This window comes from Afipia birgiae 34632, from assembly GCF_000308295.2.
GTDB lineage: Bacteria > Pseudomonadota > Alphaproteobacteria > Rhizobiales > Xanthobacteraceae > Afipia > Afipia birgiae.
The window spans coordinates 507,733-532,375 of record NZ_HG326654.1 but is presented as its reverse complement, the minus strand read 5'-3'; the positions used below and the strand labels follow the sequence as shown (position 1 = coordinate 532,375).

General features: G+C 56.0%; 24 protein-coding genes. 19 read left to right on the top strand and 5 right to left on the bottom strand.

Going from position 1 to position 24,643, the window contains the following annotated elements; all coding sequences use genetic code 11:
* Window positions 1-13 precede the first annotated feature (13 nt).
* Together BN32_RS21200 and BN32_RS21195 are read right to left on the bottom strand one after the other, a co-directional pair.
* Complete coding sequence (locus BN32_RS21200) at window positions 14-895, bottom strand: hypothetical protein (protein ID WP_244438231.1); 882 nt, start codon at window positions 893-895, stop codon at window positions 14-16.
* Between the two features lie 98 nt (window positions 896-993).
* Entirely contained in the window at window positions 994-2,241 is a 1,248-nt protein-coding gene (locus BN32_RS21195) for an MBL fold metallo-hydrolase (protein WP_019196004.1), read from the bottom strand.
* A 72-nt stretch (window positions 2,242-2,313) separates the two neighbouring features.
* Between BN32_RS21195 and BN32_RS21190 the strand changes: the two genes are divergently transcribed.
* From BN32_RS21190 to BN32_RS21170, 5 genes are all read left to right on the top strand, one after another.
* Window positions 2,314-2,574: a helix-turn-helix domain-containing protein gene (locus tag BN32_RS21190; RefSeq protein WP_019196005.1), complete on the top strand. Its 261-nt coding sequence runs from the start codon at window positions 2,314-2,316 to the stop codon at window positions 2,572-2,574.
* Window positions 2,575-3,689: 1,115 nt separating this feature from the next.
* A complete protein-coding gene (locus BN32_RS21185) occupies window positions 3,690-4,565 on the top strand; it encodes an FAD binding domain-containing protein (protein ID WP_019196006.1) in 876 nt (291 codons plus the stop codon).
* A complete protein-coding gene (locus tag BN32_RS21180; protein WP_019196007.1) occupies window positions 4,562-5,044 on the top strand; it encodes a (2Fe-2S)-binding protein in 483 nt (160 codons plus the stop codon). The genes BN32_RS21185 and BN32_RS21180 overlap by 4 nt, the downstream gene beginning before the upstream one ends.
* Before the next feature lie 31 nt (window positions 5,045-5,075).
* On the top strand, window positions 5,076-7,466 hold the full coding sequence (locus BN32_RS21175; protein WP_019196008.1) for a xanthine dehydrogenase family protein molybdopterin-binding subunit: 2,391 nt from the start codon (window positions 5,076-5,078) through the stop codon (window positions 7,464-7,466).
* Window positions 7,467-7,674: 208 nt separating this feature from the next.
* Window positions 7,675-8,643: a winged helix-turn-helix transcriptional regulator gene (locus BN32_RS21170; RefSeq protein ID WP_244438258.1), complete on the top strand. Its 969-nt coding sequence runs from the start codon at window positions 7,675-7,677 to the stop codon at window positions 8,641-8,643.
* 15 nt (window positions 8,644-8,658) lie between these two features.
* Here BN32_RS21170 and BN32_RS21165 read toward each other — a convergent pair whose 3' ends face one another.
* Complete coding sequence (locus tag BN32_RS21165) at window positions 8,659-9,870, bottom strand: ABC transporter substrate-binding protein (protein ID WP_040427159.1); 1,212 nt, start codon at window positions 9,868-9,870, stop codon at window positions 8,659-8,661.
* A 139-nt stretch (window positions 9,871-10,009) separates the two neighbouring features.
* Here BN32_RS21165 and BN32_RS21160 point away from each other — a divergent pair, with 139 nt between their 5' ends.
* From BN32_RS21160 to BN32_RS21125, 8 genes are read left to right on the top strand one after another with little or no spacing between them, the layout of a single operon-like run.
* On the top strand, window positions 10,010-10,795 hold the full coding sequence (locus BN32_RS21160; RefSeq protein WP_040427157.1) for an ABC transporter ATP-binding protein: 786 nt from the start codon (window positions 10,010-10,012) through the stop codon (window positions 10,793-10,795).
* Complete coding sequence (locus tag BN32_RS21155; protein WP_019196012.1) at window positions 10,792-11,517, top strand: ABC transporter ATP-binding protein; 726 nt, start codon at window positions 10,792-10,794, stop codon at window positions 11,515-11,517. The genes BN32_RS21160 and BN32_RS21155 overlap by 4 nt, the downstream gene beginning before the upstream one ends.
* A 6-nt stretch (window positions 11,518-11,523) precedes the next feature.
* Entirely contained in the window at window positions 11,524-12,402 is an 879-nt protein-coding gene (locus BN32_RS21150; protein ID WP_019196013.1) for a branched-chain amino acid ABC transporter permease, read from the top strand.
* On the top strand, window positions 12,399-13,397 hold the full coding sequence (locus BN32_RS21145; RefSeq protein WP_019196014.1) for a branched-chain amino acid ABC transporter permease: 999 nt from the start codon (window positions 12,399-12,401) through the stop codon (window positions 13,395-13,397). Before BN32_RS21150 ends, BN32_RS21145 begins: the two co-directional genes overlap by 4 nt.
* A 1-nt stretch (window position 13,398) precedes the next feature.
* Window positions 13,399-14,172, top strand: coding sequence for an enoyl-CoA hydratase-related protein (locus tag BN32_RS21140; protein ID WP_040427155.1), 774 nt, complete (start codon window positions 13,399-13,401; stop codon window positions 14,170-14,172).
* 5 nt (window positions 14,173-14,177) lie between these two features.
* On the top strand, window positions 14,178-14,939 hold the full coding sequence (locus BN32_RS21135; protein ID WP_019196016.1) for an N-acyl homoserine lactonase family protein: 762 nt from the start codon (window positions 14,178-14,180) through the stop codon (window positions 14,937-14,939).
* Window positions 14,940-14,998: 59 nt separating this feature from the next.
* Window positions 14,999-15,751 carry an SDR family NAD(P)-dependent oxidoreductase gene (locus BN32_RS21130; RefSeq protein ID WP_019196017.1) on the top strand — a complete coding sequence of 251 codons (753 nt, stop codon included), beginning with the start codon at window positions 14,999-15,001 and terminating at the stop codon, window positions 15,749-15,751.
* Window positions 15,752-15,775: 24 nt separating this feature from the next.
* Window positions 15,776-17,338, top strand: a complete 1,563-nt coding sequence (locus BN32_RS21125; protein WP_019196018.1) for a class I adenylate-forming enzyme family protein — start codon at window positions 15,776-15,778, stop codon at window positions 17,336-17,338.
* Between the two features lie 255 nt (window positions 17,339-17,593).
* Here BN32_RS21125 and BN32_RS21120 read toward each other — a convergent pair whose 3' ends face one another.
* Complete coding sequence (locus BN32_RS21120) at window positions 17,594-17,908, bottom strand: NIPSNAP family protein (protein WP_040427399.1); 315 nt, start codon at window positions 17,906-17,908, stop codon at window positions 17,594-17,596.
* A gap of 91 nt (window positions 17,909-17,999) precedes the next feature.
* Between BN32_RS21120 and BN32_RS21115 the strand changes: the two genes are divergently transcribed.
* The 5 genes from BN32_RS21115 to BN32_RS21095 are packed head-to-tail and all read left to right on the top strand — an operon-like array spanning window position 18,000 to window position 22,623.
* Complete coding sequence (locus BN32_RS21115; protein ID WP_040427153.1) at window positions 18,000-19,313, top strand: ABC transporter substrate-binding protein; 1,314 nt, start codon at window positions 18,000-18,002, stop codon at window positions 19,311-19,313.
* Window positions 19,314-19,372: 59 nt separating this feature from the next.
* Entirely contained in the window at window positions 19,373-20,272 is a 900-nt protein-coding gene (locus BN32_RS21110) for a branched-chain amino acid ABC transporter permease (RefSeq protein WP_019196021.1), read from the top strand.
* Window positions 20,272-21,234 (top strand): branched-chain amino acid ABC transporter permease, encoded by a 963-nt coding sequence (locus tag BN32_RS21105; RefSeq protein WP_019196022.1) that lies wholly within the window; start codon window positions 20,272-20,274, stop codon window positions 21,232-21,234. The genes BN32_RS21110 and BN32_RS21105 overlap by 1 nt, the downstream gene beginning before the upstream one ends.
* Window positions 21,231-21,977: an ABC transporter ATP-binding protein gene (locus BN32_RS21100; protein ID WP_019196023.1), complete on the top strand. Its 747-nt coding sequence runs from the start codon at window positions 21,231-21,233 to the stop codon at window positions 21,975-21,977. Before BN32_RS21105 ends, BN32_RS21100 begins: the two co-directional genes overlap by 4 nt.
* Before the next feature lie 7 nt (window positions 21,978-21,984).
* Entirely contained in the window at window positions 21,985-22,623 is a 639-nt protein-coding gene (locus BN32_RS21095; RefSeq protein ID WP_019196024.1) for an ABC transporter ATP-binding protein, read from the top strand.
* On the opposite strand, the gene BN32_RS21090 is transcribed toward BN32_RS21095, so the two are convergent.
* Window positions 22,624-23,379 (bottom strand): GntR family transcriptional regulator, encoded by a 756-nt coding sequence (locus BN32_RS21090; protein ID WP_019196025.1) that lies wholly within the window; start codon window positions 23,377-23,379, stop codon window positions 22,624-22,626. It abuts the gene before it with no gap.
* A gap of 199 nt (window positions 23,380-23,578) precedes the next feature.
* Between BN32_RS21090 and BN32_RS25720 the strand changes: the two genes are divergently transcribed.
* Window positions 23,579-24,631 carry an alpha/beta hydrolase family protein gene (locus tag BN32_RS25720; RefSeq protein ID WP_152343665.1) on the top strand — a complete coding sequence of 351 codons (1,053 nt, stop codon included), beginning with the start codon at window positions 23,579-23,581 and terminating at the stop codon, window positions 24,629-24,631.
* Window positions 24,632-24,643 lie beyond the last annotated feature (12 nt).

Sequence of the window (24,643 nt, the reverse complement as noted above, 5' to 3'; positions counted from 1 at the left end):
GAGTACCGCGACATCAGAAAAATTCACGCGCCGATCGGGTGTTTCCGATCGCCCGGATCTTGAGGGATGGCTGATGATCCCGCAGACGCTTGGCGTCCCGTTCCCACCGCCCGTCGCGTTGATCGCCGTCGAAACCGAACACAATCAGCCGCGGATCAGGGTCAATCTCGGCCTGGGCCTGACCTGAGGCGATGGCGGCGATCAGGGGATCAGGTTCGAGTAGCGGTCTGTTTGCGGGGAGGGCAGTGCGGGCCGCAGTTCGCATGGTGCGGAGACGGACCAGCGCCTGACAGACAGCGACGTAGCGCTGTCGCAGTGTTGCATCATGCTGCCTGAGCGTTGCCTGGTAACGCACGATCTGAGCCAGAACGGCAGGCTCACCTTTGGCCCTCAAGGCAGGATTGCTGAAATGCTTTGCTTCATGGAAAACGATGAATGGCTTGCCGCCACGGTTCTCGACCGTGACGACATCCAATCGATCCTGGGCCCGATCGATGGACGTGGTGTCGGATGATTGCACGTCTGCGTCAGGCAGACTCTCGTCGAGGGTCGAGCTTGCCCGAAGCAGTGACAGCTCGACGTCGATGACCTTTGAGCTGCCGACTATCAGCGGATGCAATCCGCTCTTTTCAGCTCCAGCGAGATCGGTGGCTGAGCGGATCATGTCGGAGAGTGTCGATGGGCCAGCGTATTGTGACCAACCGATATCGGAAGGTTCAAAATGCCCGTCATCGTGAAGTTGTGCCAATACCTGCTGCTGACGGATCAGGTACTTGGTGTGTGTCCACGGAATTATCCGACCGCCTCCGCCATCGTCGATCCGGAAGATCGAGGCACCCCGGTGGTAGACATTGAGTGAGTTTGCTCGCACTGCGATGAACACATCGTCCCGCAATAGGACGTTGTGCCACCACGATGGCTTCTGAGCGAGATTGTCGAGCGCATCGAGGAAAGCGCCACTCACGCCGTGGCTTGAGGGCGTCTGCTGGATGGTCATGTTGCAACGTCCCACCATTCGCCATCATTCTTGAGACTGACGGCCTGGAAATGCGCTGGAAACTGCTCCGGCTCATAGGTATGGATCGGCACCAGCATCTTCGGCCGAATCGCTTCAGCGAGGCGCTTCAGATCGGGGATGCTGGCGTGGCCGGAGGTATGGGCGTGATCGAGCGGGATGCCCCGTGCTTCGAGCTCGGCGAGGAGGGCGAGGCCGCGCTCCTGTTTGAGATAGCCGTCCCATTGCGACCAGATGGCGCGTGCGCCGGACAGGCAGCCGGCATGATCGAGATCGCGCAGCATTGCTGGTCGGAAGAGCATCGCCGCCCGAGGCGCCAGGTCCTCAAGCCGCTCCACGAAAACACGGTTGGTCTTGTGAGGATCTAGAAGGTCGAAGCGGCCGCTGCGCTTGATCTGGATGCGCTGATACTGCGGCACGTACACCGCAACATGCGGCCAGTCTGACTGAGGGATATTGGCGTTCTCTGTGGCGCGAAGAATCTCGGCGGCATAGAGATCGATGATCAGCGTTCTGCCGGTACGCTTGCAGGCCCGATAGAGGCTGACCATGCGATCGATATTTTGCGCCGAGGCTGCGACTAGCGCCAGACCGTCCGTTGCCAGAAACACATCGACCAGGCGCTGCTCGACTTCGGCCTCGGTTGGGAAGACGTGATCGGGGCTCAGGCGACCGAAGCTCGACCCTTCCATCAGCATCACGTCGATTGGACGAGGAGGATGGGCGATGAGTCGCTCAAATAGAGCAGCCTTGCGGCCATGTGCCCGGATATCGCCGGAATAGAACAGGCGCTTGCCGTCAGCTTCCACCTCAAGGGCATAAGCATCATACGCGGAATGATCGACCAGATGCGGCGTTACCCGAAACGGACCAAACTCCAGCGACGTACCACTTGTGAACTCGAGCGGTCTCGCCGGCACATAGGGTCTGGGCACAAACGGGGCTGCGGCCTTCAGAATGCGGTGAGTTGCAGCGCCTAGCGCAACGGGGAGATCAGGTCCGGCGAGATGGGCCAGCCCCCAGTGGTCGACGTGACCATGGGACAGAACCAGAGCCAGCAAATCCCCGCCGCCTGCGAGTCCGTCTACTGTCGGATGGACGCTGACCTCGTCCGCATCGCCGTCCAGCGGCAATCCCAGGTCCAGTAGAATTCGGCCACCGTCGGCCGCTAGCTCGACACAGGTCCCGCCGATCTCTTTCGTCCCACGATGAATGCGAATGCGCACAACAGCCCCAAATCTCTAATAGGGACATTATAGTGCGTGTTTTAATGGGCCGCCAAGTCGTTTGTTTCGCTTATGAAAGCGACAGCGCTCGTGGCCTGGAATGTTCGAAAACTGCGGGTTAAGCGCGGCCTGTCGCAGGAAGCGCTGGCTGTCGATGCCGGCGTGGACAGGTCCTACGTCGGACGAATCGAGCGTGGGGTCGAAAATCCGACCGCCGAGACCTTGGAGAGATTAGCGGCTGCCTTGGATGTGCCCGTCGCTGATCTTCTGGCCGTCCCAAAAGCAAACGAGAAGCCGCCAGCCACGCTTCGAAAAGGGAGGAAAAAGCGGTAGCCCAGCCTTTGCTTCGCCAGCCGCGGTAAAACTTGTCGGCGAGGCGATCAGCACATAAAGAGGTCGCTTCATATGTCTTTAACTGCAGGTGAAATGGATAAACACGTCCAATTGATTGCCGATGAAAATCAGATCGTTATTCATCGTAGTTTGAATAGGCTGACCCGCTCGTACTCGATGCGAGTAAGCGAAGAAATTTATATCACACCTATCAGATCGGTGTTGAGTTATGCGGTCGCGCTACATGAACTAGGCCATGTGTTAGGACCAAATCAAAGCAGTCCCAGGGTATTAGTCCGCGAGAGAGCTGCCTGGAAGTGGGCAAAGAGGAACGCGCTGCTTTGGACGTCTCGGATGCGGGAGCGCGCTGAGGCCTCAATCCAATGGTATGAAAAGAACCATCGCGATATCGATAAGCGGCAGCGCTCGTACTTGGCAGCCAGCCGAAACACCTGACGCCGGCCAACCCGTCAACTTCTCTATCTGGCGTCTACAACAAAAGTTCGCATAATGACGCGTTATGGAATGGCCAGCGAACGATGTGGAAAAATCGATTTCCATAGCGTAGATTATGACTATGAGCTCAATTGTAAAATGTGAACAATGCCACGCTCTTTATGAGCGCACGCTAATCGAGGTGCCTTTTCTAGATAAGGGCAATTATAACTGTAATTGCGGGTACGAGATCGAAACTTGGAGCAGTTCTCGTGTTCAAGAAGCTCAATGATTTGCCGGACGTGTCCGGCGTCAAATGATCGTAAATTCAGAGACAGTGCTTGCCGAAAAAACATTCACGTCTTCGAGCAAACACGCTTGTTTTCTCGTGAGGAATTAAAAGTATCTTGATACCGAATGCTTGCGGTCGATATTACCGCGGCTGCTCCTAGCGCGCTGATTGCTAAACAGGCGGCTTCACCGTCCTTCTGGTTGGGCAAGGCATTTGTGGACTATCGCCGATAAGGTCTGATCCAAAGTCCAATGATTCACACCGAAGCTATCTGCGCTGAGCGAACTTCGGCAATGTTGACATATGCCATATTAGTCTAATAATGCAAGTCACCGTCGATCTCATTTTCATTTGAATAATATCCTGGGTCGGTTGAGGGGGCCGCGTAATGAAGCCAGCGGTTTTTGATTATGTCCGCGCTGAAAGTGTGGAGCATGCCGTGCAAACGCTTGCTGCCGCAGGCGGAGATGGCAAGCTGATTGCGGGCGGACAGAGCTTAATGCCGATGATGAACTTTCGCTTGGTCCAACCATCTATCTTAGTGGATATTAATCGAATTGTTGATCTCGATATTATACAGATTCGAGGCGCGAGGCTTTCTATTGGTGCGCTAGTCCGTCATCGTATGACGGGTGCAAGTGAGCTTGTTCAGCAGCACATTCCTGTCCTTCATCACACAATGAAGCATGTGGCTCATCTAACAGTCCGAAATCGTGGCACGTTTTGTGGCAGCATTTGTCACGCTGATTCAGCAGCTGAGATGCCGATGATGTCACTCCTGCTCAATGGAATAATGCACATTGCATCGCCCCGAGGACGCCGCGAAGTTCCCGCGCAAGATTTCTTTATCGGCGCCATGGCCACTGTGCTGGAGCCAGATGAGTTCGTCACAGAGGTCGAGGTCGATGTATTGCCCGGTGGAACGGGCTGGGGATTTCACGAATTCGCGCGGCGTCATGGTGATTACGCCCTTGCCGCGGTCGCGGTCACAATGCAACGGCATGACTGCGCCGCATCGGGTGTCCGCATCGGAGTGATGGGTGTTGGGGAAATATCAATGCGGATGCCGCAGGTGGAGGAGATGCTCGAGGGTCGTGAGATCAATTCCGATCTTTTGAAAAAAGCCGTTGAGGCTCTTCAAGCGGAGCTTGAACCTAATTCCGATCTACATGCATCTGCAGATTACCGCCGACACTTAGCCGGAGCCCTTGCTGGTCGCGCTATAATCGATGCGTGGTCCCGATCGGAAAAGGGGACAAAGTGAGCAAGCGGGTGTCAATCACGGTGTCCGTGAATGGGCAATCCTACACGCAGCTTGTCGAGCCCCGCATGCTGCTGTCGGATTTCCTGCGTCATGAACTCGGGCTCACTGGCACGCATGTCGGATGTGAGCATGGTGTTTGTGGGGCCTGCACGATTTTGCTCGACGGGCGTAGCGCGCGTTCCTGCCTAACGCTTGCGGTGCAGACGGACGGTGCCGACATTCAGACCGTCGAGGGGCTAGGAACGATTGAGCATCTCGGCCGTGTCCAGCAGGCTTTCCGCGATCATCATGGACTACAGTGCGGTTTTTGTACGCCTGGTTTCGTGATGACCATCACGGACATGCTCCTGCATCACAGCCTCGACACCGATGACGAAATTCGTGAAGCTCTCTCGGGCAATATATGCCGGTGTACCGGTTACGAGCATATCGTCAACGCGGTGCGCGAACTGGCCAGGGAAAGGGCCTCGTTCAAGTGAGACTTCCTTCCAGTCACGCGAGGGTTCGGACATGAAACGTTTCGACTCATCGTCAGTCGAGATGCGACCCAAGATGGTCGGACAGAGGATCAAGCGCACGGAAGATCCGCGCCTGCTCGCGGGCGTTGGACGCTACGTCGACGATATGACCCCGAGCAAAACTCTTCACATGGCAATTCGCCGTAGCGATCAGCCGCATGCGCGGATCGTGAAGATCGATGCGGGCGAGGCGATTTCGGTGCCGGGTGTCTTTGCCGTCTTTAGCGCCGCCGATCTCGAGGATGAGGTGAAGCCGGCAGTTCCGATATCGACCATGAAGAACTATTACGCGACGCCGATCTGGCCGCTCGCCCGTGGCAAGGTTCGGTATGTGGGCGAACCGGTCGTCGCCGTGCTCGCCGACAGCCGTTATGCAGCCGAAGATGCGCTCGAACATATTCATATTGAATACGAAGCGCTCCCGTTTGCAATTCGGCAGGTCGACGCGGTTGCGGATGACGCTCCGCTCCTGCACGAGGAAGCGGGAACGAATGTCATTATTTCCCGCGAGTTCGCGCGCGGCGAAGTCGATAACGTGATCGCGCAGGCTCCGGTGACGGTCAGAGCGACATTCCGGATGACGCGAAAGACGGCCGTCTCGATTGAAAATAGGTCGTATCTCGCAGAATGGGATCGCCGCCGCCTCGCGCTGACGCTTCACTCCTCGACCAATATCCCGGGTATTGTACGCGACGCATTGTCGAACTGCCTCGACCTGCCCGGAAACAGAATCCGCGTCGTCGCTCCGGATGTCGGTGGCAGCTTTGGCGGAAAGGGGTCGCTCTATCACGAGGAAATTCTAGTCTGTGCTCTCGCTCGAAAACTTGGGCGCCCGGTGAAGTATGTATGCGACAGGCTTGAGGATTTATCGGCGACGAGTCAGGCCTTCGATCAGCTAATCGATGCAGAGCTTGCCGTGGATGAGGACGGCACGCTTCTTGGTCTGCGTGCTGACGTGATCGGGGACATCGGTGCCTATTCGATTTATCCCTGGACGGGGGCGCTTGAACCTGTGCAGGTCGTAAGTTTCCTGCCTGGCCCGTATCGTCTTCAGCATTACCGAGGCCGCGTGCGGGGCGTCCTGACGCCGAAGCCGCCGACGGGGCCTTATCGCGGCGTGGGCCGTCCCGCTTCGACCTTTGCGATGGAGCGGCTCATCGATATGGCCGCTCGCAAGATCGGAATGGATCCCGTTGAAATGCGGCGGCGCAATCTCGTGCGCGCGGAGGAGTTTCCGTATCGGACTGCATCGGGACTCATCTGGGATAAATCCGCGTTCCAGGAATGCCTGAGCGGAGCATGCGACCTCGCAGATTATCCCACACTTTTGCGCGAGCGCGACGACGCACGGGCTGAGGGACGCTGGGTCGGCATCGGTCTGTCGAGCTACGCAGAACTGACTGGCATAGGCTCGCGCATTTCGGTTGCGCCCGGCATGCCGATTAATACCGGCACGGAGACATCTTCAATCCGCATCGACGCAACCGGCGCAATTACCGCTGCGTTCGGCATTGCATCGCATGGTCAGGGCCTGGAAACCACGCTTGCGCAGGTCATAGCAGATGAATTGGGTTGCAGGCTGGAAGATGTGGAAATTCAGCATGGCGACAGCGCGTTGACGCCGGTGAGCAGCGGCACCTTCGCAAGCAGGTCAGCCGTGCTTGCCGGCGGGGCCGCGACGATGTCTTCCAGGGTGGTGAAAGCAAAAGTCCTGAAAGCCGCGGCTCATCTTATGAATGTGCCAGTCGACGATCTCGATGCTTCGGAAGGCCTTATCTATGCGCGTAATTCGAATGTCTCGATGACATTCAAGGAGGTCGCGCATGCGGTATATTCACAGATGGGAAGAATTCCCCGAGAGCAGCGCGAAGACCTCATCGCATCGGAAACCTACGATCCCTATTTCGGAACGGCCTGTTCGTCCACGCATCTGGTCATGGTTGAAATTGATCCGCAGACCTATGGGGTGACAATCCGCAAGTATGTCGTGGCTGAAGACTGCGGCCGCATTATTAATCCAATGATTGTCGACGGCCAGATTCAGGGCGCCGTGGCACAGGGCATTGGCGCTGCCTTGCTGGAAGAGATCGTGCATGATGAATCTGGCCAGGTCGTAACGGCAAGCCTTGCCGATTATCTCCTGCCGCTTGCAACGAACGTTCCAGACATCGGAATTCTTCATATCGAGGCAGACCTTCCGAACAATATCGGAGGTTTCCGGGGGATGGGCGAGGGGGGGACTATCGGAGCGCCCGCCGCGATAGCGAATGCCATCTCGGACGCGCTATCCCCCTTGGGGGTTGAAATCCACACGTTGCCGGCGACGCCCGAACGTATCTTTCAGTTGGTTCGATCCGCGACGCGAAACGCAGAGGGTGTATGACACCATGTGTCGACCGTCACCTGTCGCTTGTTCTGAGATCGGTATTGGTATAATCGAGCATCAGCTTACAAATTCATCGTTCGATCTTTCCTGATGTCATAGATCGACGAACCTGAGCTATATAATGGGGCTATCAGCAGCAGCTAAAGAAAAGCCCGTCAAATCATCGAAGAAAAAATCTCCGGTTCGCAAAGGACAGAAGCAAGCCATCGCGACCGAGAGGCGCTGTTCGATTGCAAGCACGGTCGGCATTTTATCGGACGCGTGGGCATTTCTGGTCATTCGGGAAGCGTTCTTCGGTGCCAAGCGTTTTGAGGAATTCCGCTCAGGTCTGGAGATTACGCGGGCGACGCTGACTGACAGGCTGAGGCGTCTGGTACACGAAGGAATTATGAGGGAGTTCCCATATTCCAGTACGTTGAGCCGCGTCGAGTACAAGCTGACAAAGGCCGGGATCGAACTTTATCCGATGTTCATGTCGATGATGCAGTTCGGTGATCGCTGGCTCGAGACATCCAAAAGCGGCCCGCTTCAGCTCATTCATGAGAGTTGCAATTGCGTGAGCAAGCCAATCGTCACATGTTCCTGCTGTGAGCAGCGTTTCTCGGCGCGAGATGTGAGTTACGTGGACGGACCTGGTGCCGGGCGAATACCGGCGGAGGCGCCGCGACGATCGCGCCGCACGGCCGACGATTTCATGCGCGGCCGCCCAAGTTCGGTTTCACGCACACTCGAAGTTATTGGAGACCGCTGGAGCTTCCTTATTCTTCGCGAGGCGTTTTACGGTCACACGCGATTCGATCAGGTCCATTCGGAACTTGGTATCGCCACCAATATTCTGACCGATCGGTTAGCGCGTCTTGTTGATCACGGAGTGTTCCGGAAGGAAATGTATCAGGATGCTCCGGAACGCTATGAGTATCTTCTCACGCCGATGGGAGCCGACCTGCACGGGCCTCTCTTGATGATCATGGCGTGGGGCGACCGCTGGCGGTCACAGGGCAGGCCGCCGATGCTGCTTCGTCACGACGCTTGCGAAAAGATTTTTACGCCGGTCGTCGTCTGCAACCGCTGCGGCGAGGCGATCAGTGCGTTCTCGATGAAGTACCGGATGCGCTACAACCCGGAGAAATTCGGAGGGCGCAAGAGCAGCCGGGCAGTGCCCGGCCGCATCTGACGTCTCAATGTTCGATCACTTCTTGACCAATGCGCACTTGCTTTCCGAAAGCGGGCGGAAAGCTTCATTCTCGGGAATGACCGCGCGAAGCTTGTAGTAGTCCCACGCGTACTTCGACTCTGACGGCTTCTTCACCTCATAGAGATACATGTCGTGAACGAATCGCCCATCTTCGCGGAGGCGGCCGTTCTTGGCAAAAAAGTCGTTCACAGGCAGTTCGCGCATCTTTGCCATGACGGACTTTGCTTCATCGGTTCCGGCAGCTTTGATGGCGTTCAGGTAGTGCATGGTTGAAGAGTAATCGCCTGCGTCGCCCATGTTGGGCATACGCTTCAGCCGCTCATAGAAACGCTTTGCGAACGCGCGTGTATCATCGTCGCGGTCCCAATAGAATCCGTTGGTGAGAACGAGTCCTTGCGCAAGCGGCAGGCCCATCGCATGGACGTCGTTGATCCAGACAAGAAGCCCTGCGATGGTTTGCTTGCCGCCATCCGTCAACCCGAATTCCTTGGCGGATTTCACCGCATTGATGAATACGGTGCCTGATCCCGCAATTGCGACGACCTTTGCTTTTGAAGCCTGTGCCTGAAGCAGAAAAGAGGAGTGGTCTGAGGTATCCATCGGATACCGCAATGCACCCGAAACCGTTCCTCCGTTCGCTTTCACGATCGCCGACGTGTCGATTTCGAGCGCGTGCCCAAACGCGTAATCGGCCGTCAGGAAATACCAGCTGTCCAGCTTCTCTTTCATGAGAGCCTTGGCCGTACCCTGAGCCAAGGCGTACGTGTCATAAACGTAGTGAATGCTGTTCGTGGTGCAGGAATCGTTTGTCAGCCTTGAAGATCCGGAGGTCGTGACGACCGCGATCCGGTTCTTTTCCTGCGCGATATTCGTGACTGCAAGCGCAATCGATGAATTGACGAGGTTGGCGATGAGGTCAACCTTTCCGACATCGTACCATTCGCGCGCTTTGGCAATCGCGACTTCATTCCGGTTCTGATGATCGGCTGCGATGACTTCAACAGGCTTGCCTAAAACTTTTCCGCCAAAATCCTCGACAGCCATTTTAACGGCGGTGACAGCGCCTTCTCCGGATTCGTGAGAAAACTGTCCCGATAAATCCGTCAGCACGCCGATGCGGACCACATCATCTGAAATCGTCGTCTGAGCGTGCGTGTAGCCGGTAAAAGTTGCCAACGCAGCCAGAGCTAGAATTGCAGTTCTCATGAATTCCTCCCCTTCTCTTGTTTGATTGGCCCGCGACGAAACTATTCCGCAAGCTTGCGTAACTAGACTATCTTTGCTATGACGATGTCAATAATGCCGTGCTTCTCGCGCGGAGCAAAAAAGCCAAATGGGGGTCTGGATGCACGCGGTCACGCCTCGCATTGCAACCGACGCGGTATTGCAGGCGCGGGGCCTGCGAAAAGATTTTCGTGGCTATGTCGCTGTATCAGGCGTCGATTTCGACGTTCGCCGGGGCGAAATTCATGCGTTGATCGGTCCCAACGGCGCGGGCAAGACCACCGTGTTCAACTTACTGACACGATTTATGCGGCCGACGTCAGGCCAGATATTTCTTGATGGCGTTGATATATCAAATCAAAAAGCTGCAGAAGTAGCCCGCCGCGGTCTGGTGCGGTCCTTCCAGATATCCGCAGTATTTCCAAGCCTGACTGTCGCCGAGAATCTGATGACTGCGCTGCAGCGGAGTTATGTGTCACCCGTGGCATTTTGGCGCGGGCGTGGAAAACTGGGCGATGTTTCCGATCGCATCGCAAATCTTCTGACACAGGTTGATCTGTTGAGTTTTGCGAATACGCGCGCTGGCGATCTGCCATACGGACGAAAGCGCGCACTCGAGCTTGCGACGACGCTTGCCGCTGAGCCAAAAGTCATGCTTTTGGACGAGCCGACACAAGGGCTTGGCCAGGAGGACGTCGACCGCGTCACCGGCCTCATCAAGCGAGCGGCGGTCGGCCGTACGGTTGTGATGGTCGAGCACAACATGAAGATAGTAGCTCGCATCGCGGACCGCATTAGTGTTTTACGCCGGGGGCAGATTATCGCGGAGGGGACGTATGACGAGGTATCTTGCGATCCGCAGGTCATAGAGTCCTATCTCGGCTCTCGCCGAAAGCGTGCACAATGACAGCCGCTGCGCTTGGGAATGCGGACGCGGTCCTTGCAGTGGAGCATCTCGAGGCTTGGTACGGCGAGTCCCACGTTCTTCACGGTATGACATTCGCCTTGCAGCGAGGGGAGGTTGTCGCCTTGCTCGGCCGCAACGGAAGCGGCCGCACGACCACGCTGCGCGCAATCATGGGTCTCATGGATCGCTGCACGGGCGCCATCCAGATAGACGGCAAAGAAGCAAGTAACCTTCCTCCACATCAGATCGCGCGTCTCGGCGTCGGCTATTGCCCGGAAGAGCGAGGCATTTTCGCGTCATTGTCGTGCGAAGAAAATCTATTGCTCCCTCCAAAGCAATCGGAGGGCGGGATGTCGGTGGAAGAAATCTATCAGCTTCTCCCGAATCTCGCCGAGCGGCGCAGTACGCCGGGAACGCGCCTTTCCGGAGGTGAGCAGCAAATGCTCGCGATTGCGCGAATTCTTCGAACAGGTGCTCATTTGCTTCTGCTCGATGAAATCTCCGAAGGCCTGGCACCGGTTGTGGTGGACAGGTTATTTGATCTTGTCGTCACTTTGCGCAGCCGTGGTTACACGATTTTGCTGGTCGAGCAGAACAAGCATTTCGCGGAGCTGCTCGCGGATCGCTTTCTTGTCGTCGAGCACGGCCAGATCGTCATGCATTTGACGGCCGACGAACTTGAATCCCAGAGCGATCTGGTCGACCGACGCCTTGGGGTTTGAGAAACGATGTTCGATTTCCCCATCCAGGTCTTGCTCGGACAGGTCACCATCGGTCTCGTAAACGGCTGCTTTTACGCCATTCTGAGTCTTGGCTTGGCGCTAATCTTCGGACTGCTGAACATCATCAATTTTGCGCACGGGGCGCTTTATATGCTCGGGGCGTTCGGCGTCTATCTTGCGATGCATAAGCTCGGCGTGAACTATTGGTGGTCGTTGGTCGCGGTTCCAATCGTGGTCGGAGTATTCGGCGCGCTGGTTGAACGATACTTGCTCCGCAGGCTGGCGGGCCTGGATCATCTTTATAGCTTGCTGCTGACGTTTGGCCTCGCGCTCGTCATCGAAAGTATCTTCCGCGATATCTATGGCTCCGGCGGCTTGCCGTATCCGACGCCGTCCGAGCTGCGCGGACTGATCGATCTCGGCTTCATGAGATTGCCGCTCTATCGCATTTGGATCGTCGGGATCTCGCTCGTGGTGTGTTTGGCGATCTGGCTTCTGATCGAGCGCACCCGCCTTGGATCCTATTTGCGCGCCGGAACGGAAAACGCGCGCATCGTCCAGGCGCTTGGAATAAATATTCCGCTGATGGTCACGTTTGTCTATGCGCTCGGAGCGGGATTGGCGGCGTTCGCCGGCGTTCTGGCGGCGCCGATCTATCAGGTGCAACCGTTGATGGGGTCGAACATTCTGATCGTGACGTTCGCAGTCGTCGTGATCGGAGGTCTGGGGTCCACAGCAGGTGCCATCATCACCGGTCTGGGTCTGGGCTTGATAGAGGGGCTTGCGAAAGTGGTTTACCCTGAAGTTTCCTCGACGATCGTTTTCATCGTCATGATGCTGGTGCTTTTGCTGCGGCCTGCCGGTTTGTTTGGACGGGAAGCATGATGACGACAATGCGGGCATCTACGGCGATTCTGCTCGGACTTGCGATCGTTGGTATCGTCCTTCCGTTCACTGGCCTTTACGTGCAGTTTCTCATGAAGTGCGTCTCCCTCGCACTTTTCGCGGTGGCGTTTAATTTTTTCACCGGCAACGTCGGCCTGCTCTCGATTGGCCACGCCGCGTTTTTCGGCATAGGCGCGTATCTGGCTGGATATGCCGTCAAGGAATGGAATTTCACGCCGGAGCTGGCGCTCGGGGGAAGCGCTCTTGCAGGCGCGGTGCTGGGACTGTTGATGGGCGGCATGGCCATTCGCCGTCAGGGAATTTACTTCGCGATGATTACGCTGGCATTGGCGCAGATGGTCTACTTCTTCTTCGTTCAAGCCCCGTTTACCGGCGCCGAAGACGGACTGCAGCGCATTCCGCGTCGTGCTGTCTTTGGGATGCTCGATCTGTCCAACGACTATGTGATGTACGCTTTTGTCCTTGTTCTGCTTGTTGGCGTCGTCTGGGGGCTTCAGCGGTTGATGGAAGCGCCTTTTGGACAGGTTCTGCTCGCCATTCGTGACAACGAGCCGCGTGCAATTTCACTTGGCTACGATGTTCAAAGCTACAAACTGAGCGCATTCGCAATCTCGGCGGCCGTTGCCGGTCTTGCTGGCGGCATCAAGGCTCTCACTCTTGGGTTTGCTGGATTGCCTGATGCGCACTGGACGCAATCCGGAAATGTGATTCTCATGTGTTTGTTGGGCGGGCTCGGAACGGCGTTGGGTCCGATTGTCGGCGCCGTCCTGATCGTGACGCTGGAAAGCCGGCTGGCCAGTCTTGGTGTGGTTCAGCTCGGTCCTCTCGCAATCGATTTGTCGAGCAAGGTGCCAACCATCATCGGCCTCATATTCATGATGTGTGTCCTGCTGTTCCGACGCGGAATAGTGGGGGAGATCGCCGCTGCCGTCGCCGCTTTCCGCGCGCAGCGGCTCGATGCGAAGGGAGGTTGATATGGCGGATATCGAGACCAGGAGTTCTGGCTCCACCGTAACCGTAACGATCAATCGTCCATCGCAGCGAAATTCCATGACGCTGTCGATGTGGCGAGAGATCGCCGCGATCTTCGAGGAACTGGGCAGGCAGCGTGACGTACGCACGATAATTCTGACAGGAGCCGGAGGCAATTTCAGCGTCGGTGCGGACGTATCGGAATTCGGCAAGGTGAGGTCTAATCTTGCGGAAAGCAAAGCGTATGAGGTCGCGGTGGACGCCGCCTCCGACGCAATCTCGAGCGTGCCACAGCCAGTGATCGCCGTGCTGGAAGGATACTGCCTCGGAGGAGGTTGTCATTTATCGATGGCGTGCGATTTCCGTTACGCTCATCGGGATTCCTCCATCGGAATTCCTGCCGCGAAGCTATCTATCGTCTACGGCGTTCGAAGCACACAGCGGCTTTTGTCGCTGGTTGGTCTGTCAAATACGAAGCGCATTCTTTACTCGGCTGAACGGCTTTCTGCAGAGCATGCACACCAGATTGGCTTGATCGATCACGTTTCGCCCGATCCGATGACCGAAGCCGCTGCATTCTCGCAACGTCTTGCGGCCGTCGCGCCGCTCTCGGTTCAGGGCGCAAAGCAGATCCTGACCGGCCTTTCGATGGGTCCTGGATGTCTCGATGAGGACGCCGCCAATGCGTTTATCGATCGGGTATCCGACAGCGACGACTATCGGGAAGGCCGGGCTGCCTTCGTTGAAAAACGGTCTGCTGAATTTCGCGGGAGGTAGCGGCTATGAAAATGCATGTGTTATCGGGCGGTCGTCTGAGGATGAAGAAGGCGATTTATTATCCGGATGCCGGCCGGGAAGAGACGGTCGATCTTCCCGTTTCCTGCATTTTGATGCGGCATGCGCAAGGGAATGTGTTGTTCGACACGGGCTGTCATCCAACGATAGCTGAGAACGCCGAGGCTCGTTGGGGGAATCTCGCCAAGTTCATGACACCGGTTATGTCGCCGGACGATAATGTTCTGAGCGGTCTCCGGGCTGTTGGGCTGGGACCGGACGACATTGATGTGGTCATTTGTTCGCACTTCCATACGGACCACTGCGGATGCAATGAGTTTTTCAAGAAGGCAACGATGATCGTGCACGCGCGCGAACTCAGCGCCGCGCAGGCATCTGATTCGTCCAACAGCGGATACTTTGCCGCTGACTGGAAAACGGAAAATCCGCTGAAAATCATTGAGAGCGCGGAAGATGTCTTCGGCGACGGACGGCTGACGGTTATCGAGTTGCCGGGTCACACGCCAGGAACCGTTGGTGCGCTCGTGAAGCTGGATCGATCCGGTGAATTCCTGCTCACGTCGGATGCAGTAAGCATTCGTGCCAACCTGGATACGGACCATGCCCCGCGAAACACATGGAACGTCGATCAGTTTTTGAAATCTTTTGCCGAGGTGCGAAAGCTTGAGAAGGCGGGCGCGTCTGTTATCTGCGGTCATGACGCCGCGCAATGGAGCGCTCTCCGAAAAGGCATGGATGCGTACGACTAGATCGGCCACTAGACATTCCCAAGGGCATCTAACAAACATAAAGCGAAGAGGACGAAAACATGGATATGGTTCTGAAGGGCAAGGTGGCACTGGTCACGGGCGCTGGACGAGATGTGGGGCGCGACATTGCTCTAAGTCTTGCCGCTGAAGGTGCGGCAGTCGCCGTCAACTACAACGGCTCCCGAGAGAAGGCCGCGGCTGTTGTTGCGGACATCGAGAAGGCCGGCGGAAAAGCCATCGCCTATAAGGCCGATGTCGCCAATTTCGCGGAAGTCAACGACATGGTTTCGAAGATCGTCGCGGATTTCGGCGGTCTCAATATTGTCGTCAACAATGCGGGCGTAGCGCTGCGAAATCGCTTCAGCGACACGACGCAGGATGAATGGAAGAAGCAGATCGACGTATGTCTGTACGGCGCGCTTCACGTTTGCAGAGCGACCGCGCCGCATTTGGAGAAATCCGGCGACGGCCGGATTATCGCGCTTGTGGGCGATTCGTCCCGCGTCGGAGAATCCGGGCTCAGCATCGTTGCGGCGGCGCGTGGCGGCGTTATCGCACTGATGAAGTCTCTCGCAAGAGAACTCGGCCGCGTCGGGACAACGGCGAATACCATTTCGCTGGGCTTGGTCGAGACACCTCATGACATTGCGTGGGTTAACGCAAATCGTGAGAAACTTACAAAGCTGTATCCGCTGCGCCGTCTTGGTTTTTCGTCGGATATAGCCCCGATGGTGACGCTCCTTGCGTCCAAGCATGGCAGCTGGATTACAGGCCAGACGATCAGCATCAACGGCGGCTTCAGCATGGTGTAACCGCCGACCTCGAGGAAACGAAATATGATCCAGACAGAATTGATCTCGCCGATACCCGAACTGCTCCGCCGTCAAGCGGAGCAGCTTGGATCGAAGCAGGCATTTCGCGATGTCGCCGGTTCGGTAACATATGCCGAGCTGGCGACGCGGACGGGTCATTTGGCCGGACACCTCGCCGACCGTGGAATGGAAGCGGGGATGAAGGTCGCCATTTTTCTTCCCAACTCAGTTGCCTGGGTTGAAACCTGCTTTGCGATCAATCGTGCCGACTGTATCTCCGTTCCGATCAGTTATGACTCGACGGAATCCGAGATACTCTATCGCTTGCTGGATGCCGATTGCGCGGCCATTGTCACCACGGACGAGCGCTCTGAGTTGGTGGCCAAGCTTATGAAGTCTGCTCCCGGATTACGCCTCGTTATTCTCGTCGGCCGGGATGCCGTCAGGGGCGAAGGGGTGCGTTATTCGCAACTGGTCGCGACGGCGCCGAATTCAACTCCGCGCGATTCGCTCGACATGTTTCTTCCCGCGTTCATCATCTACACGTCCGGAACAACGGGACGTGCGAAGGGCGTATTGCTTACCGTCCATGGCATGCTCTGGATTACTGCCGCGTGCCTTGCGCCCATCGGCGGGTTAAGCGAGCGAGACGTTGTGCTTTCACCGCTCCCGCTGTTCCACTCTTATGCACTCGCGCTCTCAGTGCTGGGTATTCTGGCCACAGGTGCCACCGAGTACATCATGGAGAAATACTCCACGTCCGAAGCCGTTCGTTTGCTTAAAACGGGCGAGTTCTCTGTATTTCCCGGCGTGCCGACTATGTTTCATTTTCTGTTAGAGGCGACGAAGGATGAGCCACTCGATAAGTTTCCGGGCTTGCGCGTCTGCATCAGCGCCGGTGCGATCATGCCGGCAACTCTGAATCGAGAGTTTGAATCGCGTTTTAAGCTAAAGCTCCTCGACGGATACGGTATTACAGAGACCTCCACCTTCGTCACATTGAATTGGATGACAGGCAGTCGCGTCATGGGATCATGCGGTCTGCCAATTCCCGGACTCGCAGTTCGCATTTTATCGCCGGCCACGGGAGAAGACGTCGATCTTGGCCAGGAAGGCGAGTTAATCGTCCGCGGTCCAAATCTGATGAGCGGTTACCACAACAAGCCCGAAGAGACGGCATCTGCTTTGCGAAAGGGCTGGTATTACACCGGCGATTTGGCGCGGAGTGACAAGAATGGTTTTCTGACCATTACGGGTCGTCTCAAGGAGTTGATCATCCGTGGCGGACAGAATATAGCGCCCGGCGAGATCGAGGAAGTCGTGAATTCGATGGAGCAGGTGGTCGATAGTGCCGTCGTCGGGATCCGGCACGAGCATCTCGGCGAGGTGCCCGCAATCTTTGTCGTACCGCGGGAGGGCTCACCCGTTACGCCGGACGCGGTCATCTTGTATTGCCGTGAACGGCTGTCGTCTTATAAGGTCCCGTACTCGGTACATTTCATATCAGAAATACCTAGGACAGGATCCGGGAAAATACTTCGGTTCAAGCTACGAGAAATGCTCACGCTAAACGGTCATTCAACATGAACTTTATCGCCGCCTTTTCGCGTAATGAGCGATTATGGAATTCAACTGCCGTGACGGTATTCAGTAACTTAAGCTCGCGGGATCGACTATGTCTCGAAGCAACGAAAAGAGCCAAGCGTCGCTTTTTCGGCGCCCTTACGGAATAATGGGACCGTAGACACGGTGCTCGATCAGCCAAGACTCAGCGCCGCCAATTCCGCCTTTGAAACTTAAAAAATGCTGAAACAGGCGGCACTCTTGGTGCGCAATCAAAGATCAGCGTATCGGCGAGAAGGTGGCGCAACTCAGAATCTTGATCTGCTGCGTTTGTAAGATAGGCAATGCGTCGGCGAGGAACGCCTGCCAGTCGGCATGCTTGGCCAGTTGAGCGCGCCTTTGCTGTCGATCTTCAAAGCTCTCGTAACCCCACATATGAATCACTTCGTTCACATCGCCGATCTCGGTGTGGAAGTAGCCGATCAGATTGCCCAGAATTTCCTTGTGAACAGGGAATCCCTTTTCTTCGTACAGACGAAGCCATTTGCTCACGCTTCCGGGCGTGAGTGAATAGGTCCGCATTTCGACAATCATCGCAGCCTCCGTAGTATTCGCCATATTGACCGCTCGGCCAACTTTGTATACATAGTTTTCCAACAAAGAGCAAACCAATCAGGGGGGCACGATGCCTATCACTCGCACCAAGCGTCTTTTATCCGCGGCTATTAGTACGCTTTCGCTGTTGGGATTGGCGCAAACGGCGTGCGCTCAAGGACAAACGTTTAAGCTCGGAATCGTGACGTTCACTTCCGGGCCTGGTGCAGAGTCGTTCGGTGTGCCTGCCTGGAATTCAGCAAAGATGCTCGCTGATGCATTCAATCAGGGAGGTCAGTTGCCGCCGCCATATGACAAGATCGGTTTGGGCGGTCTTAAAGTGGAAGCTTCCGTTATCGACGAGAACGGCGGCACGACCAAGCAGGTTCAGGAACTGCGAAACGCCTATGACCGCGATGGGTACGATGCGGTGATCGGTTACATCAGCTCAAGCAATTGCCTCGCGGGCGCACCCGTTGCCGAGGAGCTGAAAAAAATTCTTATACTTTTCGATTGCGGCACGCCCCGAATATTCGAGGATAACAAGTATCGCTATGTTTTTCGCGCAACCGCGCACGCGACGATGGATAACGTCGCCATGGCTCGGTATATCGCCAAGCGCAAGCTTAAGTCGGATGACGTTGGGGGCATTAATCCTGATTATGCCTATGGCCGCGATAACTGGAAAGATTTCCAGCAGAGCATGGTCAAGCTGAATGACAAGGCTAAGATCAAGTCGGAGCTTTGGCCGAAATTCGGTGCAGGACAATACGGCACTGAAATCTCCGCGCTGCTGCAAGCGAACCCCCAAATCGTGCACACCAGTCTTTGGGGAGGTGACCTTCAGGCGTTCATCCTGCAGGGCGCTCCGCGCAATCTTTTCAAAGACCGCCACGTTGCCATTATTGCCGCAGATCATGTCTTTCAACCGCTCGGAAGCCGTATGCCGAACGACGTGCTTGTCGGCGCGCGCGGTGAGAACGGGCCGTTTGCCGCCAAGAGCGCTCTGAATGACTGGTTTGTGGCTGCCTATGAGAAACAGTTCGCGGGTCAGGTGCCATCCCAGGCGCCCTACCGCATGGCACAGTCCGTTCTTGCTCTCAAACTTGCCGTGGACAAGGCGGCGGCGGCGAACGGCGGCAAGAAACCGACAGCCGATCAGATAGCCGATGCCCTGACAGGACTTGAATGGGAGGCACCATCGGGCCGCATCAAGATGGCACTGGGAGATGGCCATCAGGCTATCCAAGCCAATGCGATCGGCCTGACAAAGTGGAATCCTGCTACGAAGCGCGTGGAAGTTGTCGAAGTCGAGCGTTTTGCCGCGGAATGTGTGAATCCGCCGGTGAATGTGAAATCGGAAGAATGGATCGCCCAGGGTTTTCCCGAAGCAAAGTGTAACTAGGCATTGCGCACCCCGGCGCATTCGTGCGCCAGGGGTGCGGCACTTCGGGGGAACTATTCGTGCAACTCGTGACGACGATACTTCTTGACGGTTTGATCGATGCATCGTGGATTTTCATCGTTGCGGTCGGACTCACATTAATCTTCGGTGTCTTGAACGTCCTAAATCTTGCGCATGGCAATTTCTACGCAATAGGAGCCTACGTAGCCGCGACAGTTGCGGGCTGGTACTATGCCAGCGGCGACAATCCTCCGGCGTTCGGTCTGGTCTTGATGCTCGGCTCATCGATGCTGGTGGCAGGAATCCTCGGTCCGCTTCTCGAACGTGGGCTGCTCCGCTTTCTGTATGAGCGCGATGAAGTCATCCTGGTGCTTGTCACCTACGCGCTTTTCCTCATTCTTGAAGATGCGACCAAGCTGATTTGGGGTGTTAATCCATACTACGCGTACGATCCCTACTCGCTCTTCGGAGATTTGAAGGTCTACGGACTGACTTACGTCGGCTACGATCTTATGCTGATCGTGTTCGCCATTTTTGCCGGGATCATCTTGTGGCTTGGGCTGAATCGCACCAAGAGCGGAAAGCTCGTGCTGGCTGTGATTCATGATCGTGACATGAGCAGCGCGCTGGGAATCAATGTCACCCGTATCTTCGTGATTGCCTTCACGATTGGTGTGTTCCTGGCTGCTATAGGCGGGGCGATTACGGCGCCGAAAATTTCGGTGCAGCCGGGTCTGGCGGTGACTGTGGTGCTTCTCAGTTTTGCCGTGGTGGTGATCGGCGGGTTGGGCAGCATCGAAGGGGCCGCAATAGCAGCGCTTGTTGTCGGCCTGTCGCGGTCCCTTGCCATTCATCTCTGGCCATCGGCCGAGCTTTTCATCGTTTATCTGGTTATGGCGCTGATGCTCGCGATCAAGCCGCAAGGCATGTTCGGTGCGGTGCAACTGCGGAAAATATGATGACTAATACAAAGATCATTCTGGCTGCCACGGCGACGCTTGCAGCATTGCTGGCGCTAGGCCCGTTTCTGCCGGGTTGGGCGACCTTCCTGGGCGCAGTGGCTCTGGCCAAGGGGATTACAGCGCTCGGCCTGGTGGTGATGTTGCGAAGCGGCTTGTTATCGTTCGGACAGGGGCTGTTTTATTGCGTAGGCGGCTACGGTGCCGGTCTGCTCATGTTGTGGGGCGACGTCACCAACGCCGTCGTTCTGGTGATTGCCGGCGGGCTATCCGGACTGGTGGCGGGGCTGTTGATCGGCCCATTGCTCGCCGGATATAGGAAGATATTTTTCGCAACGCTCACGCTCGCATTGTCGATGCTGGTGCATGGCGCCTTGACAAAGGCCGATATCCTGGGCGGCTCGGATGGTTTGAATCTCCGGCCGCCAACGTTTTTCGGACTGGAGCAGACGACCGGTCTTTCGCCCGTATTTGCGATCTATGCGCTTGCCTGCGTCATCGCAGTAGCAAGCGCCTGTCTGCTTCGGATTCATTTCAGGTCTGTTCGTGGCCTGCTGTCGCTGGGGGTAAAGGACAATGAAATTCGCGTGGAATACCTTGGGACCTCGGTTCGCCGCGCGATTTTCGAGAACTATGTCGTTGCTGCATTTCTCGCAGGGATGGGTGGAGCGTTGAATGCGCTCGTGCTCGGACACATCGACCCTGAGCTCGCGTTCTGGACAACATCGGGCGAGTTTGTGTTTGTCGCTATTCTCGCGGGTCAGGTCAGCGTTGTCGCCATTTTTGTGGCATCGATCCTGCTCGAACTCGTCCGGTCATTTTCCAGCCAACACTTCCCAAATGCCTGGCAGATGACGCTTGGCATCTTCATGCTGACGGTCATCCTGTTCATGCCGAACGGCATTGGTGCGCTGTTGCAGCGCCGGCGCGGAAGCAAAATTGCGCAAGGGGAAGCTCCGTGAGTGCAATTCTGGATGTACGAAATTTAAGAAAGTCGTTTGGAGCGATCACAGCCGCGGATGATATTTCCGTCACGATCAATGCGGGCGAACGCGTTGGTCTCATCGGAACAAACGGAGCGGGGAAAACCACCTTCGTCAACATGGTCACGGGTTATCTGCGGGCTGACGGCGGAAGTATCGTGCTCCGGGGAGCCGATATTTCTGGCAAGTCTCCGAGGGAGATTGCGCGCGCGGGCGTTTGCCGTTCATTCCAGATCCCTCAATTATTCCTGAGTCTGACGACTGAAGAGAATCTCATCATCGCGCTGGGCATTTCGTCGGGGGAGGCGTTACGGCCGTTTGCTGGCACTGGATCGCCAGTCCTTGTTGCGTCGCTTGACGACCTGCTCACCCGATATCGTCTCCAGGAATTTCGTCATCGCGTGGTATCGGAACTGCCCGGCGGCGTTCGTAAATTGCTCGACATTGCGGTGAGCGTGACGCGTGGGCCTTCTCTGCTGCTGCTGGACGAGCCGACCAGCGGCGTCGCCGCAGAACAAAAATTCGATCTGATGGACATTGTTGTGAATGCACTGCCGAAGGACGTAACCGTCCTTTTTGTCGAGCACGACATGGATATCGTTAGCCGCTATTCGACGCGCGTTCTTGCGTTCTACGATGGGCGGATTATTTCCGATGGTCCTTCCGATGTCGTACTACAGGATTCACGCGTGAAAAGCTTCATTACCGGCGCGCCGAACTGAGAAAGATATGATCGAGGTAAAGAATATCGAAGTGCTCATCAAGTCGATCGAGATTCTGCGCGGCGTGAGCCTGACACTCGCGCCGGGTGAGATGATCGGACTCGTGGGCCGCAACGGTGCCGGTAAGACCACGACGATCCGCGCGCTTATGGGACTAGCTCCTCTAAAAGACGGCGAAATTCTCGTCGATGGCCGCAGTATCGATCACCTAAAGCCGCATCAGCGCGCGGCGCTGGGAATTGGCTATCTGCCTGAAGACCGGCGCCTCGTGCCCCTGCTTACGGTGGAGGAAAACATCCTAGTGCCGTCTTGGGCAATGCCCCAGATCGATCACAAAAAACGGCTGGCCTTCGCTTACGATCTTTTGCCGGAAATCGCCACAATGCGCGATCGCAAGGCTCTTCAACTCAGCGGTGGACAGCAAAAACTGGTTGCCCTTGCGCGGGCGATCATGGCTGGAACCAAGGTTCTTCTTCTTGACGAACCGTTTGAAGGTGTCGCGCCTGCGTTGTCCCAGCGCGTGTCTGAAGTGATTGGTGCATTGCGCGGTGAAAAACTCGCGGTTCTGATCGCGCAATCCGAGGTCAACCACGCGGCAAAGATGCTTGATAGAAGTTACTCGATCGAACGCGGCACGAGCATTTAGTTAGGCATGGACGTCAACGTCAAATACGAAGCGGTCGGAGCGATAGATTGTAGTTCCAGTCAAAAAGGGCTTTTCGCTCTTTGAAAGAGGTGTGAAGTAAACGACACCCATTGGAAAACCCGCCGGCATTTCGAACAAGGCGGAATACTCCGCGCTCAGGGCGGTTGAGGCGAAACCAAATCGGGATTTGGCCACATTTAATCGAGCTCGCTTCAGCATGGCGAAGGCGAATCCGTGATTCAGTTGATCCTTCAGACGCTCGAACATTTCATCTGTCAGATACAAAAAATGCAGGCTGACCGGCTCCTCATTGGCATAAACAAGCTTTTGATGGCGGTAGATCTTGGTGCCCTGAACGATACGAAGTCTTGAAGCAATCTCTCCATCAGCGGCTATCTGGTCGCGTTTAAGTTCCTTCACCGTCGGTTTGAAGCCGGCGCGTTCGATCTCATCGCCGATAGTATGCTCCGCATCGGCAGCGAAAACGCGATGAATAACGCTCTTAGGCTTGATGAAGATTCCGCGACCCTGTTCACCGTAAACCAGACCTTCATAGCTCAGCTCCCGCAATGCGCGTCGCACGGAGATTTCACTGACCTTGAATTCCTCCACAAGATCGGAGAGCGGCGGGAGCTTCGAGTTGGGAAGATATTTCCCGCTCGCAATACGCAAGCGCAGTTTCTCCGCAACATCTCGATACAGAAGCGAATGTCTTCCAGAACCTTTCGGAAGAAGAGGGCGTTGCAGCTTTGCCATTTGAACATTCCAGCGGTGCGTTGACATCTCAGACAACTTTGTATACAAACTTTTGCGTAACGGCGAGCTTTGGTTGTCCGTTCGCGTTACTTGATCTGCCCGCATCGAGCGATTGAAGTGGATCAAAAGATCCATCGTGCGGCCCGCAATAACTACTGCCGGCAACCTATAGCAGGGAGCCGAGAGGTGAGGAACTAAAGTGACCAAAGCTGCTGTTGAAACTGCGATCGATCAAGGCATTCATAGATTCCTAGCTGACGGCGTTCATTACAGGGACCTGATGGATATCCGCGCTGCTGCTCCTGATTGGAGTGCCTGGCCGGAAACTTGGTCGAAGTGGGCTGCCCAGGCCGAGAAGCGCGGTGAAGAGGCGCTCGCCGCTAAAACGTTGCTAACGGCGGCCACCGAGTTCGCGCGCGCTTCACTCTATTACCATTACGGGCAGTATCTTCTATTTGACGATCTGCATCTCAAGAAGCAAGTGCACGATAAGAAGCGTGATGCATTCAAGCGCGCTGCGCCGCTGCTGGAGGTGCCGATGGAGCGGGTTGAAATCCCGTTCGAAAACATCAAGATGGCCGGCTATCTCCGTGCGCCGGTTGGCGTCAGGAAGCCGCCTTGCGTCATCCTTCTGGGCGGTCTCGATACCACCAAGGAAGACTATCTGACAGTGGCGGATCATTGCTTGCGTCGCGGACTTGCGATTCTCGCGTTTGACGGCCCCGGTCAGGGCGAAACATTGTTTGAAATGCGCTGGCGAACTGATTTCGAAAAGGCCGTCGTTGCGGCCATCGATTACGTCGAAACGCGGCCGGAGATCGACAGTAATCGCATAGGCATCATTGGTCGCAGCATGGGCGGTTGCTACGCGCCGAAGACGGCTGCCATCGATAAGCGTATCAAGGCTCTTGTCGCGTGGGGTGTGATGTATCACCTCCAGAACCTTGCGGAAGTGCCAAAGCACACGCTTGAAGGCTTCATGTTCGTGAGCGGAAGCAAAACTCTTGAAGAGGCAAAGGCATTCTACGATACTATCGACTTGTCAAAATATGCTCCGAGCATCACATGCCCGACGTTGGTGGTTCATGGAGGACTCGATGTGATCACCCCGATCGATAACGCGACAAGCCTTATCAGGGATCTGAAATGTCACGTCGAAACCATCATCTGGGATGATAGCGTGCATTGTTGCCACGATCGTGCACATATTGTCCGCCCGGCACTGGCTGATTTCATGTTGAGGCATCTCTGAGAGCATAAAAAA

Bases quoted from the DNA above. Each gene is read 5' to 3' on its own strand.
- BN32_RS21190 (WP_019196005.1), top strand. From the start codon at position 2,314: ATGAAAGCGACAGCGCTCGTGGCCTGGAATGTTCGAAAACTGCGGGTT.
- BN32_RS21185 (WP_019196006.1), top strand. From the start codon at position 3,690: ATGAAGCCAGCGGTTTTTGATTATGTCCGCGCTGAAAGTGTGGAGCAT.
- BN32_RS21175 (WP_019196008.1), top strand. From the start codon at position 5,076: ATGAAACGTTTCGACTCATCGTCAGTCGAGATGCGACCCAAGATGGTC.
- BN32_RS21165 (WP_040427159.1), bottom strand. From the start codon at position 9,870: ATGAGAACTGCAATTCTAGCTCTGGCTGCGTTGGCAACTTTTACCGGC.
- BN32_RS21160 (WP_040427157.1), top strand. From the start codon at position 10,010: ATGCACGCGGTCACGCCTCGCATTGCAACCGACGCGGTATTGCAGGCG.
- BN32_RS21155 (WP_019196012.1), top strand. From the start codon at position 10,792: ATGACAGCCGCTGCGCTTGGGAATGCGGACGCGGTCCTTGCAGTGGAG.
- BN32_RS21150 (WP_019196013.1), top strand. From the start codon at position 11,524: ATGTTCGATTTCCCCATCCAGGTCTTGCTCGGACAGGTCACCATCGGT.
- BN32_RS21145 (WP_019196014.1), top strand. From the start codon at position 12,399: ATGATGACGACAATGCGGGCATCTACGGCGATTCTGCTCGGACTTGCG.
- BN32_RS21140 (WP_040427155.1), top strand. From the start codon at position 13,399: ATGGCGGATATCGAGACCAGGAGTTCTGGCTCCACCGTAACCGTAACG.
- BN32_RS21135 (WP_019196016.1), top strand. From the start codon at position 14,178: ATGAAAATGCATGTGTTATCGGGCGGTCGTCTGAGGATGAAGAAGGCG.
- BN32_RS21130 (WP_019196017.1), top strand. From the start codon at position 14,999: ATGGATATGGTTCTGAAGGGCAAGGTGGCACTGGTCACGGGCGCTGGA.
- BN32_RS21125 (WP_019196018.1), top strand. From the start codon at position 15,776: ATGATCCAGACAGAATTGATCTCGCCGATACCCGAACTGCTCCGCCGT.
- BN32_RS21120 (WP_040427399.1), bottom strand. From the start codon at position 17,908: ATGATTGTCGAAATGCGGACCTATTCACTCACGCCCGGAAGCGTGAGC.
- BN32_RS21115 (WP_040427153.1), top strand. From the start codon at position 18,000: ATGCCTATCACTCGCACCAAGCGTCTTTTATCCGCGGCTATTAGTACG.
- BN32_RS21105 (WP_019196022.1), top strand. From the start codon at position 20,272: ATGACTAATACAAAGATCATTCTGGCTGCCACGGCGACGCTTGCAGCA.
- BN32_RS21095 (WP_019196024.1), top strand. From the start codon at position 21,985: ATGATCGAGGTAAAGAATATCGAAGTGCTCATCAAGTCGATCGAGATT.
- BN32_RS21090 (WP_019196025.1), bottom strand. From the start codon at position 23,379: ATGGCAAAGCTGCAACGCCCTCTTCTTCCGAAAGGTTCTGGAAGACAT.